The organism is Ehrlichia minasensis (assembly GCF_004181775.1).
GTDB classification, from domain to species: Bacteria; Pseudomonadota; Alphaproteobacteria; order Rickettsiales; family Anaplasmataceae; genus Ehrlichia; species Ehrlichia minasensis.
Map to the genome: position 1 here is coordinate 1 of NZ_QOHL01000023.1, position 19,411 is coordinate 19,411.

Here is a 19,411-nt window from a genome sequence, read left to right on the forward strand (position 1 = left end):
TTTTAGTAATTAATCAGTGTTTCAGATCCAACTAAATATGAAGCTGTAGAGTTACTTTATATATGTATAGAGTGAGTCATGAAATCCTTTTGTATGTTATAAAATTTTGAAGGTTGAGATGTTTTGTGTTGGTTAAGTTTTAGTAGTTGATCGGTATTTCAAATCCAATTGAACATGGTATTCCTTTGTATGTATGGAGTAAATAATAAAATCTTTTGTATGTTTAAAATTTGGAAAGTTGAAATGTATGATTAGATTTTAGTGATAGATCGGTATTTCAAGACTAACTAAATATAGAGTTGTGTTGTAGAAATAAATTATGAAATTTTGGTGTATAAGATTTAGATGAGGCATATGATTAAATTTTAGTGATAAATTAGTATTTCAAAGTACAGCTAAATATGAAGCTGTAGAGTTGCTTTATATATGTATAGAGTGAGTCATGAAGTCCTTTTGTATGTTAAAAATTTTGAAGGTTGAGATGTTTTGTATTGATTAAGTTTTAGTAATTAATCAGTGTTTCAAATCCAACTAAATATGAAGCTGTAGAGTTACTTTATATATGTATAGAGTGAGTTATAAATCCTTTTGTATGTTATAAAATTTTGAAGGTTGAGATGTTTTGTATTGATTAAGTTTTAGTAGTTAATCGGTTTTCAAACCCAACTAAATATGGCACTGTGGAGTTTCTTATATATTACTAAGCTCTAATGCTGCTAAATACATTTCACTTATAATAATACTGTATCAGATTAAAAAACTTATAGCAGATTACTGAATATGCCATTAAGAAAAAGAGTAAAATTATGATGAGTACTATTGAATGTTTCTCATTCAATTACTTTTGGCACAACAAAGAAATCATGTTTTTGCTCAGGAGAGTTGAGTAATACTGCATCTTTTATGTTACCATCGTTTATAATATCTTCACGTAAGGGTAATGTATCATTAATGCCACCGTGGCTCATAGGAGTGACACCCTGAGTATCAACTTGTGATATTGTTTGTATCCAACTTAATACTACTTTTAGTTCTTTAAGATAGTAGTCAATCTCACTATCATCTAGCTTTATCCTCACTAACTTTGCAGCTTGTAACAAGTCATTTTTGGTTAGTGATTTATCTGTTTGTATACATGAGCTAGAATTTTCAAATTTATTATCTGTCAATTTGTTCCTTAAGCTTAGACTAAATTATATAGTATATAATTGCTTAAAAATTTATCAATGGGTAAAATTTGAATTTTTGGTGTATTAAGTGAACTATGATTAATTGTGTTGGTAGTTGTTAAATTATCTAATTTTGAGTTAGTAACTTTTTGTATTGCGTTACCGGATAATATTCCATGTGTAACATATGCACTGACTTTTAATGCTCCACTGTCTTTTAGAGCTGATGCTGCATTGCATAATGTTCCAGCTGAATCTACTATGTCGTCTATTATAATACAATCTTTATTTTCTACGTTACCAGTTATATGCATCACTTCAGATACACCAGGTTTTGCTCTATATTTATCTATTACTGCTACTTGAATTTCATTGTTTAGTTGATACTGCCTTGATAATGCATTTGCAAAAACTCTAGTTCTGTTTAATGCACCATAGTCAGGTGATACAATGACAAGATTGTCTATGTCATATTTTCCTACAATATCTTCTATAAAAATAGTGTGTGAACTTAAGTTAATAATGGATGTATCAAAAAAACCAGTTAATTGATTTGAATGTAGATCAATAAAAATGATGTTATGTATATTTGCTGTTTTTAGTATGTTAATAATGACTTTTGCACTTAATGCAGAAACCATTAAACTACTACTATCTAGATTTCTATACATAACCCTATCTTGTCTAGTATAACACAGATATGGTACTATCAAAGTTATTTTGCTTGGATACAATGCTCTATTGGTTGCATCTATCAGTAATAGTAGTTCTATTAAATTATCATGAACTGGAAAGCATAGTGAATTTATAATTATAATATGCTTATTTTTGTCATCTTGATTTTCTTGTACTTCTACATTTAGTTCTTGATCGGAGAAACGCGTAATACAGGTATTAATCAACTTGACACCTGTAATTTTTGATATACAACTTGCTAAGTTAATACTAGATGTACCAGAAGATATTAACATTTAAAAAATCTATATGTAGAATGGATGTTCTGATCATACATAATGGTTTACTAAAAGTAAATAGGTATTTTTTTAATAATGTGTGTTATTATAAGATGATCTTTGTTTGAAGGATAATAGTGATAACTAAGCAAGATGTACTGAATGTGTTATCAACAGTTGTTGATTGTGATAGCAATAGGAATATTGTTGAATTAGGGTTAATAACGTCTGTGTTAATCAAAGATGGTGTAGTTCATTGCATATTAAGTTTGTTGGATGAACGTCAGGTAGTGCAGAAGAGTATAATTGAGAAAAAATGTAATGATGCAATTAAGACTATACCATATGTTAAAGATATAAAAATTGTTTTTACTGCTGCACATGATACTGTTAACAAAGTGAATAGAAGGATTTCTGCAGAAAAGATGTCAATTACTGGTGTAAAAAATCTAATACTTATATCTTCAGGTAAAGGTGGTGTTGGAAAATCTACACTTGCAATGAACATAGCATTTTCATTGTTGCGTAAAGGATATAAAGCGGCATTAGCTGATCTTGATATTTATGGTCCATCTATCCCTCATATGTTGGGAGTAAAAGATTTCACTAATCCTGAAGTAGACAATGATAATAAAATGATACCAATTACTAGGTACGGTCTCAGAAGCATATCTATTGGATATTTAATTGCTAAGGATAATGCTACTATTTGGCGTGGCCCTATGGTAACAAAAGCAATATATACTCTTATGACAAATACTGCGTGGGGAGAAGTAGATTATTTAATCATAGATACACCTCCTGGTACGGGGGATGTGCATCTTAGTCTTGTTGAAAAATTTGATATTACAGGTGTTGTTGTTGTTTCCACACCTCAAGATTTAGCGATAATTGATGCAGTAAAGATATGTGATATGATGAAAAAAATGAATGTTTATATCGTTGGCATAATAGAGAATATGAGTTATTTTGTTGATGCTAATTCTGGAGGTAAGACTTATATTTTTGGCAAACAAGGTGTATCTAGAATAGCAAGTAAATTGAATATAAGTTTGCTTGGAGAAGTACCATTGTCTCCTCAGATATGTAATGTAGCGGAACTAGGAACGCCATTATCATTAGATCATGAAATATGTAAAATTTATGATAATATTACTGATAACATGTTGTGCAGTTTAGAAAAATACGTATTGAAAACAGACTTATGATATCATACTTTAAAGAGTAACAGTAGACAATATTTTGGAATTCAAATCTGATGTTAATTGTCTATGTTGTATGATTGTTTTTCTTGTAAAATACTGAAATTTTACTTCAATATCTGAGTATGAGTTATGATATAAATTTTTAACATTTTAAAGTGTTATTATTGCGAATAAAGAATATTAAATACTTGCTGTGTGTGGAGTCATTGATTGTTTTTTCTGAGTTATTTGTGGTACTAAGTTTGTTATAATGGTGAATCTTAATTTTAAGTTATAAGTTGAAGTAGAGAATAGTATGCCTCTGTTTTGAAAATGTTCATAATAGTATCATTGGAAAAAGCTTTAGTTGTGTAGTACTGATGGAAAATATTGGTTATGTTCAGGTAGTATTACTAAGATTTGTTATAAATGTTAATCTTAAATTTTTGCATAAAAGATTCAGTTAGTAATGCTCTTGTAAAGAGTAATTGATATAATGCTGTTAGTAAGACATTGAGTGGAAGAGATTATTAAGTAAAAAAGTGCTTGATATTCTAGGTGTTTTTTTGTGTAAGATTTTGATATTGAAATTTTTGTACACACATCTGAATGTAAATAATAGTATAATACTGAGGTTGTTGAAAGAATTACTATGGTAGTGTTATAAAAGTATTTTTAAATTTTTGTGTTGTGTATAAGGTGCAGTTAGTAATGCTATTGTAAAGAGTGATTAATATAATTCTGTTAGAAAGACATTGAGTGGAAGAGATTATTAAGTAAAAAAGTGCTTGGTATTCTAAGTGTTTTTTTTGTGTAAGATTTTGATATTGAAATTTTTATACACACATCTAAATGTAAAATAACCTAGCACTGAGCTGTTGAAAGCATTATTATAGCAGTGTTGTCAGAAGCATTGTTAAACTTATGACTTTTAAATAAATTGGTATACTTTGGTCTTTTAACATAGTGTTCCTTGAATGTTGCTCTTAAATTTTTGAATGAATATGAAATATAACCTGAAAATTATAGCTTTATTTTATGGTTTTCTTTTCTATAAAGGAATTTATGGGATGTTCTAGATATATAATATCAGATCTCTAATAGCATATAATACTAGGTTTGTAGTGTATATCCAAATATTCAGCATAATCAAGTTATTATTTTTTGAGGTAGTAAAATTTCTAAACTTATACCTTTGTGTATTAACTTTAAGATGGTTTCCTTTTGAAATAATAAATGTAAATTTTAGGGGAATGTAAAGTACCTGCAAATACTCTAATAAATTTGCAGAAGTCAGATTATAAGATTTTGGTATATCCACAGCCTATCCAGTGCAAATTTTAGTTTTTATTTGATTTTTTTATAATATGCTTTATTTCTTTTTCTACTACTTCTTTGACTAGCTTCTGTAGATTATTATTGAGCCATGTTGATAATTCTGGCTTAAGCATGTTTATTACTAATTCTTCTATTGTAGGACTTTTATCGCTTGAAACATTAGTTGATTTTGTATAGTTGTGTACTTGTGTCATTAGCTTTTTTATTTCTTCACTGCTTGCAACTATACTTTCAGGTGATAATAAATTTTCGGATATGAAGGTATTTTGTTGATGAATGCCTTTAATTTCTGATGTGTTCTTAGATATTTCTTCTGAAAGAGTATGTGTTGTTGTTAATCTTCTTTCTTGAGATGATAGTCGTTGTGTTGATTGTTCTATTGATATGAATTGGTTTACATTGGATAATTGATCTGGATAGATTTTCTCTTGCTTAACTGATATTTGTATATCTGGTTGTGTTTTATTTTGATATGTTGTTATTGGTAAATCACTTATTGCTTGAAATGTTTGATTTATTTCATTTAACGTGTTGTGTACATGTCGTATATTATGTAGCTCTACATGATTTTCTGGGTTTTCTAAATTTAGTACTTCATACTCAGTACCATCATGTTGAGTATTAGTATCATGTTGTTCAGGCGTAGAATCTCCGTTATCATTGTTAGACATAACTTTTCTAATGTTTGCGATCACATCTTTGATTGGTTGAAAGTCGTTAGTATTACTCATAAATTTTCGTATTAAATATAATTAGTGCTCAGTTGTCCTATTAATGCAAGTAAATTATACATACTTATTACAACATTACTTTGTACGTTAACCAGGTTGACTTTTGCTTTTAATAATTCTTGTTCTGCATCCAGTACATCTAAAACTGTTCTTAAATTTAACTCTGCTTCCTGTTTAATACCAGATAGTACCACTTCTGAGTATTTAACAGAATCTTGTGCTGCTTGCAACATAGAATTAGCTGTGGAAATATTTTCCCAATTTAAAACTACTGCCTCCTTAATAGCATTTAATACTTCATAGTGTGAATACATTTTTTGTTTTATTGCGAGTTTTGATTGCGTAATAGCAGCAATGTTTAATCCTTGTTGAAATATAGGCAATGACATTTTTATTTCAAAAAAGTGATCTATCTTTTTAGGGTCTATGAGAGGGTTATGAGTATCTGTGTAAGTGTAAGAATTTATTGATGATATACTAATAGATGGCAATAAATTTGCAATAGCCATTAAAGCTCCTTGTTTTGCGGCTTGATACCCATTGTGGGATGCTTTTAGAGCAAGATTATTTTGTTGTGCTATTGTTAAGGCTTCTTCTACAGATGATGGTATTGCTGGTATAGTAGGATGTTGTAGATCTATTGGTATTTCTCCAACTATATGTATGTAGTTAGCTTCTGCAGCTTTCATATCACCGTACGCTTTGATTGATTCTGATGTAGCAGATGATAATCTAGCAGTAGCCAACGATACGTCTGTTTTGGTAACCTCTCCTAATGAAAAACGTTTTTGTGTAGCTGTTAGATGTTCTGTAAATACTTTTTTAGTGTGTTGTGTTAATTTGTATACTTCAGCTGTTGTTAGAACTTTCATGTAAGCTTTAACTGTGTTAAGTACAACATTTTGTTGTTCTGATAGAAATTCAAAGTCTTCTATATTTGATAGATACTTTGACTGTTGAAGAGCAGCAGCATCAGCACCTCCGTTGAATATTTGTTGTGTTACTATAAGGCGCATAGTTCTATTGTTATTACCTGAAGATAGATCTGGTTGGTATGTTTCTGCTAAATATGTAACTGAAGGTAAAAACTTTGATATACTGTTCAATTTAATTTTTTGTTTGTTACCTAAATAACTATAAAATTTAGCTTTTATATTTGGGTTATTTGATAATGCTGCATGTAAGGCTTGATCTAGATTAGTACAATAACTACTATGTGGTGTAGTTGATATGATAAATATTAGTATCAATATGCTGTAAATTTTGTGCATGTTAAATTTAATTATCATTAAAATGCTACCAACTATTATGTAAAAGAATAATACTGACAATGATTAAACTGTAATTAGTTTTGATTGGCAAGAATTAAGTAACAAGTTTAATTAATTGAGTGCTGTATTGTTTTTTACTCAAATGATAAGTTTTAGTTTCAAAAATATGACAAATAATAATGATATATCAACTTAATATATTTTTTGTATATAAAATTCAATAATTAGTATATGAAAAAGTATAGTATATTTTTGATTGTTTACTCAGTTCATTACATAAAAATGAGTAATTTTTTTAAGTTGGTTGTATAATCACTTGTTTAGGAACTATATTGTGATTTTGCAAAGCTAGTTTTTAAAGTTTAATACTAGGTGATATCCACTTCTGAGTATTTAACAGATTTTGTGCTGTTTGCAACATATAAGGTAAATATATGATTAGTTTATGTTGACAAAAATTGATTGTATGATTAACATGAAGATTTATTAATGATAGATGCAAATGGAGACTTTTTCTTTAAAGGCAAGTCAGATAAAAAAGCGTTGGGTTGTAATAGATGCAAGTGGAGTAGTAGTTGGTAGACTTGCTGCTTTTGTTGCTAATATATTACGTGGTAAGGATAAACCTGAATATACGCCTCATATGGATTGCGGAGACAATGTTATTATAATTAATGCTGAAAAAGTGCAGTTTACTGGTAGTAAGCTAAAGGGTAAAGTATATTATAAACATACTGGGTATCCTGGTGGGTTAAAAAGTTGTACGCCAGCTGATTTACTTTTAAACAAACATCCAGAGCGTATAATTAATATGGCAATTCGTCGTATGCTTAGTACTGGTCCAATGGCACGTCGCCGTTTAAAAAATTTATATATATATTCTGGTCCAGAGCATAAGCACAGTGCACAACAGCCTGTAAAATTGGATTTTTTGTCAATGAATGCTAAAAATAATAAGAGGAGATAATGGAAAATAATCCTGATGTGTTACCCGATCATCTACAAGGTAGTCGCCTAAAAGTAGATGCTTATGGCCGTGCTTATGCTACTGGTAGAAGAAAGGAAGCTGTTGCACGAGTGTGGTTAACGGTAGGAAAAGGAAATGTTACTGTTAATGGCTTAGATATTTTCAACTATTTTAAAAAAAATACTTTGTGTAGGAAGGTTTATCACCCATTTATTACAACATCAACTTCTGGGTGTTATAATGTTGTTGCTACTGTACGTGGTGGTGGAATTTCAGGGCAGGCTGGAGCTGTAGCTCATGGGATCAGTAAAGCACTTAAAGATATTAATCCTGGTCTTCATGCTATTTTAAGAGCAGGTGGATTTTTGACAAGAGATTCACGTGTTGTTGAGCGTAAAAAATATGGTCAACATAAAGCTAGAAAAAGTTGTCAATATTCTAAAAGATAATTTACTACATGAATTATCAGGTATCAGTTGCTGTAGTTGGTGCTACAGGTTACGTAGGGGTTGAGTTGGTTCGCTTATTACTGTCTCACCCTATGGTTAAGATAAGGTATTTGTGTGCAACTCAATCTACTGGAAAGTTGCTTTCTTCTAGTTATTTTCATATTTCTCAGAGTTGTATCTCTATTAGTGTCTCATCTTTTGATGATATTGATTTAGATAAGGTAGATGTAGTTTTTTTATGTTTACCTCATGGGGCGTCAAGTGAAGTTGTAAAAAAAATTCATGATGTGGTTAAAGTCATAGATCTATCAGCTGACTTTAGAATTAAAGACCCTGATATATATAAACAATGGTATGGTGTCCATTATTGTCCAGATCTTATAAAAGATTTTGTTTATGGATTAACTGAAATATATTATGAAGATATTCGAAAATCGAGCTTTATAGCTTGTCCAGGGTGTTATCCTACTTCTGTGTTGATACCATTGTTTCCGTTATTAAGACTACGTCTAGTAAAAAGTAACAATATAATAGTAGATGCTAAATCAGGAGTGAGTGGTGCCGGTAGGTCTGTAAAGCAAGATAATTTATTTTGTGAAGTATATGATGCTATCAAGTCATATAAAGTTTCTAATCATAGGCATATTCCTGAAATAGAACAAGAATTGTGTTTTGCTGCATGTAGGGAAGATATTAATTTACAATTTGTACCTAGTTTAATTCCAGTGAAAAGAGGTATGATGTCTAACATATATCTTGAGTTAGAAGTTGGCGTATCTCTTACTGATGTTCGTGAAGCATTGCTACTTTTTTACAAGGATTCATTTTTTGTTGTTGTGGATGAAGAAAAAGCTGTAACAACTAGATCTGTTGTAGGTACTAATTATTGTTATTTAGGAGTTTTCCCTGGGAGATTGCCTAATACAATTGTTATAATATCTGTCATAGATAATTTGTTAAAAGGTGCTGCTGGTCAAGCTGTACAGAACTTTAATATTATGATGTCTTATGAAGAGAAACTTGCATTGTCTAATATTCCTTATTTTTAAATCTGATAAATATTGCAAACATCTGTGTATAAGTAATTTATGTAAGTTTATTAATTAAGTAGTACATGTGATTACGCATTGAAAAATGTATTTTTATAACCTTTGTCTAGAAATAGTAAGACTATGTTTTATTATTAGTAGTTTATTGGTAGTGCGAAATTTCAATGTTATGAAAACATTACTTATCTTTTAAAGCTGCTTATACATGACAACATAATTTATATGTCCAACTATCAAAATGGTGAATAAAAAATTCTGTAAAGTTTTTGATGAAATGTTAGTTTGGTGTTGTATTATAATAGTTGGCTAGCAGTATAATGGTTAGTACTGTAGTATTTTAAGTATGATATGTTGGTGCGTTAACTTTGAGCTATTAAAGGTTGTTACATGTGTTTATAAATGATTTATATTGGCTTATTAGTCAAATGTTACTTTATTTAAGCATGTTGTGAAAAGATGAATTGATTCATTAATTATTTGCCAGCTGCTTTAAAATGCGTAATTTACAGAATGCGTTTGAGATTAAGCTTAAATTAGGTAATATGGAATTTTTTATTCTGTGTGTAAAAGTTTATGGCAGTATAAGCTTAAGGCACATTAGAAAATAATTGTTCACTTAAGTGCGGTGTTTATTAGTATTGTACTGCAGTAATTGTGGTGTTGTATTGCTTGAATATTGAATTAGAAAAGGATTGACTAGAGTATAAAGGGATTAGTATTATTAAGTTTAATGATCATTTCCTGATCTGGTATACAAATTGCGCATTTTGTTATGTTAAGAGATTAATTATGAATTTAGATAATTTGACTAGTGGTGATAATGTACCCAAGGAGATCAATGTTGTTATTGAGATTAGCCAGAATTCATGTCCAGTAAAATATGAGTTTGACAAAAAGAAAAATTTATTTTGTGTAGACAGATTTTTACCTACATCTATGTATTATCCATGTAACTATGGATTTATCCCACATACTTGTGCTGGAGATGGTGATCCTGTTGATGTTTTAGTGGCAACTAGGTTTCCTGTAATGTCTGGAGCAGTGATTTGTGCAAGGCCGGTAGGTGTGTTAATTATGCGTGATGAGGGTGGAGAAGATGTCAAAATATTAGCTGTACCTACAAGTAAGATAGATCAATACTATGCTAATATAAAGAATTATTCTGATTTTCCTGTATCATTTTTAAATTCTATAGCACATTTCTTTTCTTTTTATAAAAAGCTAGAAGAAGATAAGTTTGTATCTGTAGATGGTTGGAAAGATATGAAAGTTGCAGAAGATTTTATATTAAATGCTTTAGCTAAGTAGATATATTGATTTTGTTATCATAATAACTTATAGCCTAAGTTTATATAATATTATTGATGTGATGTAGTAGTTTTACTTACAAAGTACAAGTTTTTTGTTTAATAAGTGTAAGAAATTTTTTTAGTCAGAGATTTTTTATTGTCAGAGGATAAATTCGTATTTGTGGATGTTTGACAAGAATTAAAGTTATAGAAGATCTTATATAGGTGCTTTAGCTGATCAGTATATTGATTTATAGCAATAGTTTATTACATATTGTTATATGGTATAGTGCTTTTATTATGTCTCGCAATGCAGGTTTTTATAATAACTTTAGCTAGAAATATATACTTGTTTGGTTATTTTGATATACTATAATGTTAATAATAAGCAATAAATTACCGAGATATTTTACTGTGACAGAAATATGAGCTTTCTGTAGGTAGTGTTGTGGTATCATGTTATTTGATTGTTAATATGATGTTTTTTTAAAAGGTTATTGGTATGGAATGTGTTGTTTTTTGTAAGTGTAAAAGTTTGTGAATTGCATTTAATTGATGTTTTGGAATTAAATTGATGCTGATTATGTCATTTGATGATTTCTGGTTTGCATGGTAGTGAGCATTTGTATTGAAGTTAATTTTCAGAATATTTAGTGCTACTTACTAGTGATTTTGTGATTTGATGCTCAACTATTAGTGAATAATTCAATTATTACTTGAGTTTATGTACTTTAGATTGTACAAAAATGTAATAAATATTAACTGTAAGGTGAATTTATGAAAACAAGTAGTGATAATAGTATGATAGTTACTAGAATGAAGTACCAAATGGATAAAATGGGGATAAATGCACGTGAGCTAGCTCACAAAGCTGATGTTGGAAAATCTTTTGTGTATGATATACTAAGTGGAAAGTCAACAAATCCTACATCTAAAAAATTAATGGCAATAGCAAAAGTGTTAAATGTTTCATTGTCATATTTAATTAGTGATGATAATTATACTTATGGACAAGGTAATATGAATATACTACCTGTATATGATTTAGAATTAGAAAATGGCAAGGTGTCATCTTCAGGTGATGTGAATTTGTATTTGTCTTCAAATATTAATTTAACTTCTAACATGAAAAATTTACGTGTATACTACGTAAAAGGTGATAGTATGATTCCGACATTAATGAACCAGGATATTGTTTTAGTAGATATAGGTGATAAAATTCCTCATCCTGCTGGGTTATTTGTAATAGTTGATACGGTTGGTGTATCAATCAGGAGATTGGAATATTTAAAAGAAAACCAAAAAATAAAATTGCATGTAGTGTCAGATAATAAAAAATATTCTTCTTATGAGTGTCATTTGGAGGACATGGAGATATTAGGGAGAGTAATTTGGTATGCACGGTCTTTGTAAATGAAATAGATGTCAAATTTTGGAATTTTATATTAGTGTATATGTCATTGTTAATGTATAATGATACGTGTGTTAACCATTTTTATTATTAATAAAGTATTAACTTGTGCTTATATATAATCAGTAAAGTGTTTTACTAATTAACGAAAATTAGTTGTGTTTACTATAATGTCTTTAATAACCTTTGGGGTGGTATTGTGTTATATATGCAACACAAGGAAAGTATATTACATGTAATTTACTATTATACTTGAATAGCATAGTAACACTATGTATTAACTTTTGATGAAATATTTAGTTGTTATAGGTTGATTATGTCTTTAGATTAGTGCTAAGTGCTTTATATGTTAAATTTTTGATTATTAAGTTTTTAGAGGTATTTATGCGTATATTATTAATAGAAGATGATATTGCATGTGCAAAGGCAGTAGAAGCTTCTTTATCTTCAGAAGGGCATTTTTGTGAAACTATGACTTCTGCTCAGGATTGTTATGGTAGTATCATTCCAAAAAATGATGACTATGATGTAGTGATATTAGATATACATTTTCCTGGAAAAATAGATGGATATGATATTTTAGTCAAGTTACGTGAATCTGGTATAAAAGTTCCAGTACTGATATTATCATGTATTTCATCAGTATCACATAAAGTGAAAGGTTTATATTATGGTGCAGATGATTATGTCACTAAGCCTTTTCATAAGAGTGAGTTGCTTGCAAGAATAAAAGCTATTGTACGTCGCACTAGAGGACACCCTGAATCAATAGTACGTGTTGGTAATATTGCAATAAATCTTGATCATAAATGTGTTGAATGTAATGGTGAAATAGTACATTTAACTAAAAAAGAATATGGTATGATAGAATTGTTATCCTCTAGGTTAGGTACAGTTCTCACAAAAGAAATGTTTTTATCGCATTTGTATAGGGAGTTAGATGAACCTTCTGATGATAAAATTATAGATGTGTTTATGTGTAAGCTTCGTAAGAAACTTAAAGTTGCTAATAATGGGAAGAATTACATAGAAACTGTTTGGGGACGTGGTTATGTATTAAAAGAGTGTGTTGATGAAGATGAAAGTGATGATAGAGAAGGTTACAGATGGGACCATGATGGGTCCAACATTGATTCAGTTTATGGAGCGCAAGAAAATAAAAAGTATGTTGAAGAGGCATAATATAGTTGAGCGTTCTCTTACTACATGATAAAATAGTGAAGATGTTATAGATATATCTTTTCTATGGGTGGAGGAAATTTTACGTGCCTGTATTTGTACATGATTGTGATTTACCTAATGAGCTAAACTTTGAAGGTGCTGTTGCTATTGATACTGAGACTATGGGTTTAGTATGTAGACGTGATAGATTATGCTTAGTTCAATTAGCTGATAGTAGTGGTAGTGTCCACTTGGTTAAGTTTTCAGGTAATTATCAGGCACCTAATTTAGTAAGTATACTTTCAGATTCAAAGATAACTAAGATCTTTCATTTTGCTCGCTTTGATATTGCTGTAATGCGTTATTATCTTGGTGTATGGACTAATCCATGTTATTGTACTAAGATAGCTTCGAAGTTAGTTAGAACATATACGGATCATCATGGATTAAAGGAGCTATGTTATGAATTGCTGGGTGTAAAACTTAATAAAATGCAACAATCATCTGATTGGGGAAAAGAAAGTTTAACATCTGAACAATTAAATTATGCAGCATCAGATGTTATTTATTTGCATGCTTTAAAAAGCAAGCTAGATGCAATGTTACAGCGTGAAAATAAGCAAGAATTAGCAGCTGCTTGTTTTAAATTTCTTCAAACAAGAGCTCAGCTTGATTTACTCGGTTGGGAAGGTGTTGATATATTTAGCCATTCCTCATAAATGTATAGTAAAGTGAACCATACCTTGACTTGTTGATATTTAATTTGTATAAAACCTCAGTGGTTAAGATTGATAGAAATATATGAATGGTAGTATTAAGTTGAACTTTTTTGTTAGTAAAGATAAGCTTCTGCAAGCCTTATCTTATATTAATAGTGTTGTAGAAAAGCGTCATAGTATTGTTGTATTGTCATGTGTAAGAATAGAAGCAAAAGATCATCAGATTAATTTAACATCTACAGATCTTGATATTTCAATAATTGCATCTATTTCTGCTCATATCAATGTAAATGGGGTTGTTGTGGTTTCTGCACAACTTCTTTATGATATTGTGAAAAAATTGCCAAATGACATTGAGATTAAGTTTGTTATTGGTAAGGATGGAAGGCTGGTTATAGAGTGTGGTCGTACAGAGTTTTTTCTTCCTGTGGTTGACATAGAAAAATTTCCTATTATTGAAAATAATGAGTTACAAAATAAGTTTACTTTGCAAGTGTCTGAATTAGTAAATCTCTTTGGTAAAACTAAATTTGCAATTTCTGTTGAGGAAAGTAGGTTTAACTTGAATGGGGTGTATGTTCATACATCTGATAGTGTTCTGTGTTGTGCTGCTACAGATGGTCATAGGTTATCATTGACTAAGTTAAGTAAATTTCAAAATATGTTGTCAAATTTTGGTATTATAGTGCCTAAGAAAACAGTTAATGAGATTTTGAAAATAGTAAGTCATGGTAGCAGTAATGATTTAATCTCAGTCAGTTTATCAGATCGAAAGATATGTTTTGAATATCAAGAGTATATTTTAATATCTAAAGTAATAGATGGCACTTTCCCAGATTATAATGCTATTATCCCTAAATCTCATAATAAGAGTGTATTGATTGAATCTGAAGTATTATCAAATGCAATAGATAGAGTATCTGTTGTAGTTTTTGATAAGGTAAAAGTAATAAAGTTACGCTTTGTTAATAATAAGCTTATATTAAGTGCTGCTTCTTCAAATCAGGGTGATGCTAGAGAAGAATTAGAAGTTGATTACTCTGGCGAAGATATGACTATTGGTTTAAATGCAAGGTATTTGATGGAAGCATTATACTGTGTTAAAGGAAAATGTATTTTGTCATTTTATGATGCTGGTACATCTGTTCTAATGCAAGAGGAAGAGAATATAGATGATTTTACTTATATTATTATGCCTATGAGGATATAATAATATAATATTAGCCTGCTATATGTTCAAACTTCAAAAAAATTAGTGTACTTCTTGTTGATAGTAATAGAAAAGGTAATGTACTAGGTTTTTAACTACTAAGAAGATTAGCTATTAGAGACTGAATGTAGTGCTTCTACTGTATTTGATGTAGGTTTGTTATTTTTGTTAAGTACTTCAGATATCGAAGATTTTAGTACCTTAATCTCAACGCCTTCTGATATCTCAACAAAAAAATATCCATTTGTTGCATCAACTTTTGTAACTGAACCTAAAATACTACTAGAAATAATAACCTTATCTCCTTTTTTTATATTATCTAATAGCTTATTATGCTCTTTAATTTTTTTTTGTTGAGGCCGAATGATAAAAAAGTAAAAAACAAAAAAGATCAGTACTAAAGGAATTAACCCTGCAATTGAACTACCTACTCCCGAAGCAGGTGCTGTTGTTGTTGCTGCTGCAAAAACTTCAGAAATAAGTGACATTTTTAATACCAATGGACTGATGAGTGGGACTACTTTATCAAAAACAGTATTAATTGTCAATACAGATTTTATAGAAGAGGGTGATGTCTTTATTGATATTAAAATATAAATTTTATTTTGCTAAAGTTTTATAATATTTAGATCGTGTTAAATTATTGCAAAAAGTAAATATAATGTGTTTTCTTGAAATTGAATATTAACGTTTTACTGTTTTAGGTGCCATGTACTTAAATTGTAATTTTTAGAGATATTGAACATATTTTTTGCGATATTTGTTAGTTACATAATTAAATGAAAGATTGGTACTATAACAGGTAGTTTTTCCTTAACTGAATATAATGCTTTAGGATATATGTAGTGTAACACTGGAATGCATATTGTGATCCAATCTTGTAGTTTTTGTAATTTGTGAAATTATTGATAAATATTTATCTTACTTGAAATTGAATATTTGGCAATTTAGCGGCTATGTACTGTGTTGTAATTATTAAAGATGTTAAATACTCATGTTTTTGTATTATGCTTGTCAATGTATTAATAATGTGGAAACTATAACAGTTGGTTTGTAACAAAAGATGTTTTAATGCTTTAAGATATATGTACTTCCTGTAACAGTGAAGTTAACCTGAGCAAATATTAATCTTATGCTTATGTAAATTGATAAACTGGTTTTACATGTAATTGAGATTGCATGTTATATTTTGTAATTAAAAAGCTATTTACTACATTGTCATTGCCATAATTAGAAACTTTTAGAATTGTGTTTGTGAATTGCTTGGTTATATAAAGTGATTGATAGAAGTATAACAGGTAATTTTTGCCTTCAACTAAATGGTTAATGTTTTAGTGTATATGTACTTAAAATAATAAAGTTGGATGCGTTACTGGTTGATAATTTCTGTTGATTAATAAAATTATTGATAGATGACTTCTTGATCTGTCTGACATTTATCTAAATATCGTAATATTTTAGTAATGAGTACTCTGTTGATTGGATTGTAATTGTTTTAACATTAAAAGTATAAGTTTACTGTGTTACCTATACGATATTACTGAATAAAGTAATTAATGAAAATAAGATACAGATATAACTTTTAAAAATTAGCCGTGAATGCCTTAGATATAGTTAGATTATAATAATGATAAAAGTACTATAGTGCGCATGATCCTATATCGTACCTATAAATTCCATCTGGCCAATCTAGTAAATCCAGAGCAGCATATGCTTGGTGTTTTGCACTAGCTAAATTTTCACCTTGTGCTACAACATTTATCACTCTACCAGCATCTGATACCCAGTTATTACCTTCTCTTCTTGTACCTGCATGTAAAAGCTGAATATTAGGTAACTTTTCAATATCCTCTATTCCATTGATTATAGAATTCTTCTTGTATTCTCCTGGATACCCACGACTGGCTACCACGACACACAACGCAGCTTTTTTGCTTAATTCTACTGATTCATTCCCTAATTTACCTTTAGCTGTCAGCGATAGAAGCTTTAGAAAATCAGAATTTAGTCTTGGTAATATTGATTGTGTTTCGGGATCACCAAATCGTACATTGTACTCAAGTAACTTTGGTTCATTTTTTTTGATTATAATACCAGCAAATAACAGTCCCCTGAATTGTATGTTCATGTTAAACATTGCCTTAATAGTTGGATATATTATCTTCTGAATTATTATATGTTCCATCTCTTGTGTTATGATATTTGGTTTAGAATACGAACCCATACCACCAGTGTTGGGGCCTTTGTTGTTATCTCCTATAGTTTTATAATCTTGTGCTACTCCAAGTATAACTGGATTAGATCCATCAACTAATGTAAAGAAACTGATTTCCTTGCCTTCGAGAAACTCTTCAATGATTATTGCGCATCCAGCTTCTCCAAATTTGTGATGAACTAACATTGCATCTACGGCATTATATGCCTCTTCATGTGTATGACATATTATTGTACCCTTACCCTGTGCTAATCCATCTGCCTTGACAACTAAAGGTAGCTTCTGTTTGTCAATGAACTTGTAAGCTGGACCTACATCAACAAAGTATCCATATTTTGCTGTAGGAATACCGTATCTCACGCATAATTCTTTTGTGAATCCTTTTGAAGATTCAAGACGAGCTGCTGCTTTCGAAGGTCCAAAAACTAATATGCCTTCTTCTGTTAATGTATCTGACAACCCATTCATTAGTGGAGATTCAGGTCCAATAACTACTAATTCAATCTTTGCTTTTTTGCATACTTGAATTACATCTATGGCGTTGTTGATATCTATATCTATTATGTCTGCTAATCCAGCCATCCCTTGACGTCCTGGTGCAATAAACAATTTATCTAGCAATGGAGACTTTCGAATGTGATGTAACATTGAATGTTCACGTCCACCAGAACCAATTACCAATACATTCATTAGTATGCTTTACTTAAATTACTTGCTATGCATTCTAGTATCAATATGATAGTTGTCAATAATTATATGCTTCATATATAATAGGTCTATTGTACATTCGTAAAAATTGCTTGTCTGGGATACATCTTTATGTTTCAATAAGATATTTTATATTACAAGCTTATATTTACAGGCGATAAAATATGAATCACTCTAAAGTTATTAGAAATACTATTTGTTTATTATGCTGTTGTATTTTTATGCTAGGTTGCTCTCTTGTCAAAAAAGATATAAAGTTTGTTGAAGAACGAACAGCAGATGAAATATATGAGAGTGCATTAAGAAAGTCTGCTATTAAAGATTATAAAAGTGCAGTAAAAGATTTGGAAGAAATAGATAATCTTTATCCGTTTTCTCCTGTAGCAATTAAAGCACGTCTTATGATGTCGTTTTTGAATTACGAACTTGGTGATTATTCTCGTGCTGAAATTTATGCAGGTGATTATATTCAACTGTATCCTGATAGTAAAGATATAGATTTTGCGTATTATTTAAGGATAATGGCAAATTATATGCAGATTAGTGATATAGATCGTGATCAAAGTAGTGTAAGTAAGGTTTTGGAATTATTAAATGAATTTGTACGTCTTTTCCCTGATTCTATATATTTAGAAGAAGTGATGAAAAGATTAAATCTAGTTCATCAACATATTGCTGCTAAGGAATTTTCAATAGGTAAATTTTATTTACAACGTGGTGAATATGTTGCTGCTATTAAAAGATTTAGTACAATATTGAATAAATATGAAGATACAAAGTATTATTCAGAGAGCTTGTATAGGATTGCTGAAGCATATTTAGCTTTAGGAGATGTTACTGCTTATGCAAAGTATATGTCTTTATTAAAAGAATGTTGTATTGATACTGGGTGGTATAGAGAACCAGATTTAGTAACTGATAGTAAATAGTTGCTTCTAGAATATTTGTATGTAACCCTTGTTATTATTGACGTGCATTTTTAAAAATGCTTGATACACATGATAGGTTTGCTTAATTTTAAAGTATTATAGTCTAGCTGGCAATACTTACACTTTGGTAAGGAAAAAACCTTATAAGTTATAATTTGTATTGTAATTTATTTATGAAATATTTGTAATGAAATTTGTAAAGTATAAGCGTGTATAAGTCATTTAAGTGATATTGAGTATATTTTTTGCTTATATTTTTGAATGTAATTTTTTTCCTAGAGATACTTTGTGAGATAAGGTTTAGAAGATTTTGTCATTGTGGTACTTGAAAGCTAACAGTACTGTGCATTGTGTGTTGTCAAATATGAAATTAGAAAAGAGCGTTAGTATAAGTGTGTGTGATTTATATTTGTAAATATTCTATGATTTATGATGAAATGATGAATCTTTAAAGTGATATGAAAGCATGTTTCTTGTTTTGTGCTTATATTTTTGAATGTAGTTTTTTCCTAGAGATGCTTTGTGAGATAAGGTTTAGAAGATTTTGTCATTGTGGTACTTGAAAGCTAACAGTACTGTGCATTGTGTGTTGTCAAATATGAAATTAGAAAAGAGCGTTAGTATAAGTGTGTGTGATTTATATTTGTAAATATTCTAT

16 protein-coding genes are annotated in these 19,411 nt (G+C 29.6%); 10 read left to right on the plus strand and 6 right to left on the minus strand.

The window, feature by feature from the left end; all coding sequences use genetic code 11:
• Window positions 1-830: 830 nt before the first annotated feature.
• Window positions 831-1,169, minus strand: coding sequence for an Asp-tRNA(Asn)/Glu-tRNA(Gln) amidotransferase subunit GatC (gene gatC, locus DRF75_RS04115; RefSeq protein WP_045170888.1), 339 nt, complete (start codon window positions 1,167-1,169; stop codon window positions 831-833).
• Window positions 1,170-1,183: 14 nt separating this feature from the next.
• On the minus strand, window positions 1,184-2,140 hold the full coding sequence (prs, locus tag DRF75_RS04120) for a ribose-phosphate diphosphokinase (protein WP_045170887.1): 957 nt from the start codon (window positions 2,138-2,140) through the stop codon (window positions 1,184-1,186).
• Window positions 2,141-2,259: 119 nt separating this feature from the next.
• Between prs and DRF75_RS04125 the strand changes: the two genes are divergently transcribed.
• Window positions 2,260-3,330, plus strand: coding sequence for an Mrp/NBP35 family ATP-binding protein (locus DRF75_RS04125; protein WP_045170886.1), 1,071 nt, complete (start codon window positions 2,260-2,262; stop codon window positions 3,328-3,330).
• Between the two features lie 1,316 nt (window positions 3,331-4,646).
• Here the strand turns inward: DRF75_RS04125 and DRF75_RS04130 are convergent.
• Entirely contained in the window at window positions 4,647-5,375 is a 729-nt protein-coding gene (locus tag DRF75_RS04130) for a DUF2497 domain-containing protein (protein WP_045170885.1), read from the minus strand.
• Between the two features lie 11 nt (window positions 5,376-5,386).
• Window positions 5,387-6,664, minus strand: coding sequence for a TolC family outer membrane protein (locus DRF75_RS04135; RefSeq protein WP_129992714.1), 1,278 nt, complete (start codon window positions 6,662-6,664; stop codon window positions 5,387-5,389).
• Between the two features lie 484 nt (window positions 6,665-7,148).
• Between DRF75_RS04135 and rplM the strand changes: the two genes are divergently transcribed.
• From rplM to dnaN, 8 genes are all read left to right on the plus strand, one after another.
• Window positions 7,149-7,613 (plus strand): 50S ribosomal protein L13, encoded by a 465-nt coding sequence (gene rplM / locus DRF75_RS04140; RefSeq protein WP_045170890.1) that lies wholly within the window; start codon window positions 7,149-7,151, stop codon window positions 7,611-7,613.
• Complete coding sequence (gene rpsI, locus DRF75_RS04145; RefSeq protein ID WP_045170883.1) at window positions 7,613-8,062, plus strand: 30S ribosomal protein S9; 450 nt, start codon at window positions 7,613-7,615, stop codon at window positions 8,060-8,062. The genes rplM and rpsI overlap by 1 nt, the downstream gene beginning before the upstream one ends.
• Before the next feature lie 8 nt (window positions 8,063-8,070).
• The gene (gene argC, locus DRF75_RS04150) at window positions 8,071-9,111 is read left to right on the plus strand and encodes an N-acetyl-gamma-glutamyl-phosphate reductase (RefSeq protein WP_045170882.1); all 1,041 of its coding nucleotides are present in this window, start codon (window positions 8,071-8,073) and stop codon (window positions 9,109-9,111) included.
• Between the two features lie 789 nt (window positions 9,112-9,900).
• On the plus strand, window positions 9,901-10,419 hold the full coding sequence (gene ppa / locus DRF75_RS04155) for an inorganic diphosphatase (RefSeq protein WP_045170881.1): 519 nt from the start codon (window positions 9,901-9,903) through the stop codon (window positions 10,417-10,419).
• 758 nt (window positions 10,420-11,177) lie between these two features.
• Window positions 11,178-11,813 carry an ECH_1013 family putative transcriptional regulator gene (locus DRF75_RS04160; RefSeq protein ID WP_045170880.1) on the plus strand — a complete coding sequence of 212 codons (636 nt, stop codon included), beginning with the start codon at window positions 11,178-11,180 and terminating at the stop codon, window positions 11,811-11,813.
• Window positions 11,814-12,195: 382 nt separating this feature from the next.
• Entirely contained in the window at window positions 12,196-12,993 is a 798-nt protein-coding gene (locus DRF75_RS04165) for a response regulator transcription factor (RefSeq protein ID WP_045170889.1), read from the plus strand.
• A gap of 83 nt (window positions 12,994-13,076) precedes the next feature.
• Entirely contained in the window at window positions 13,077-13,691 is a 615-nt protein-coding gene (locus DRF75_RS04170; protein ID WP_045170879.1) for a ribonuclease D, read from the plus strand.
• 82 nt (window positions 13,692-13,773) lie between these two features.
• Window positions 13,774-14,901, plus strand: coding sequence for a DNA polymerase III subunit beta (dnaN, locus tag DRF75_RS04175; protein ID WP_129992715.1), 1,128 nt, complete (start codon window positions 13,774-13,776; stop codon window positions 14,899-14,901).
• Between the two features lie 107 nt (window positions 14,902-15,008).
• Here dnaN and yajC read toward each other — a convergent pair whose 3' ends face one another.
• A complete protein-coding gene (gene yajC / locus DRF75_RS04180; protein WP_129992716.1) occupies window positions 15,009-15,389 on the minus strand; it encodes a preprotein translocase subunit YajC in 381 nt (126 codons plus the stop codon).
• A 1,151-nt stretch (window positions 15,390-16,540) separates the two neighbouring features.
• Window positions 16,541-17,806 (minus strand): phosphoribosylamine--glycine ligase, encoded by a 1,266-nt coding sequence (purD, locus tag DRF75_RS04185; protein WP_045170876.1) that lies wholly within the window; start codon window positions 17,804-17,806, stop codon window positions 16,541-16,543.
• Between the two features lie 182 nt (window positions 17,807-17,988).
• On the opposite strand from purD, the gene DRF75_RS04190 reads away from it, so the two are divergent.
• On the plus strand, window positions 17,989-18,753 hold the full coding sequence (locus DRF75_RS04190; protein WP_045170875.1) for an outer membrane protein assembly factor BamD: 765 nt from the start codon (window positions 17,989-17,991) through the stop codon (window positions 18,751-18,753).
• Window positions 18,754-19,411 lie beyond the last annotated feature (658 nt).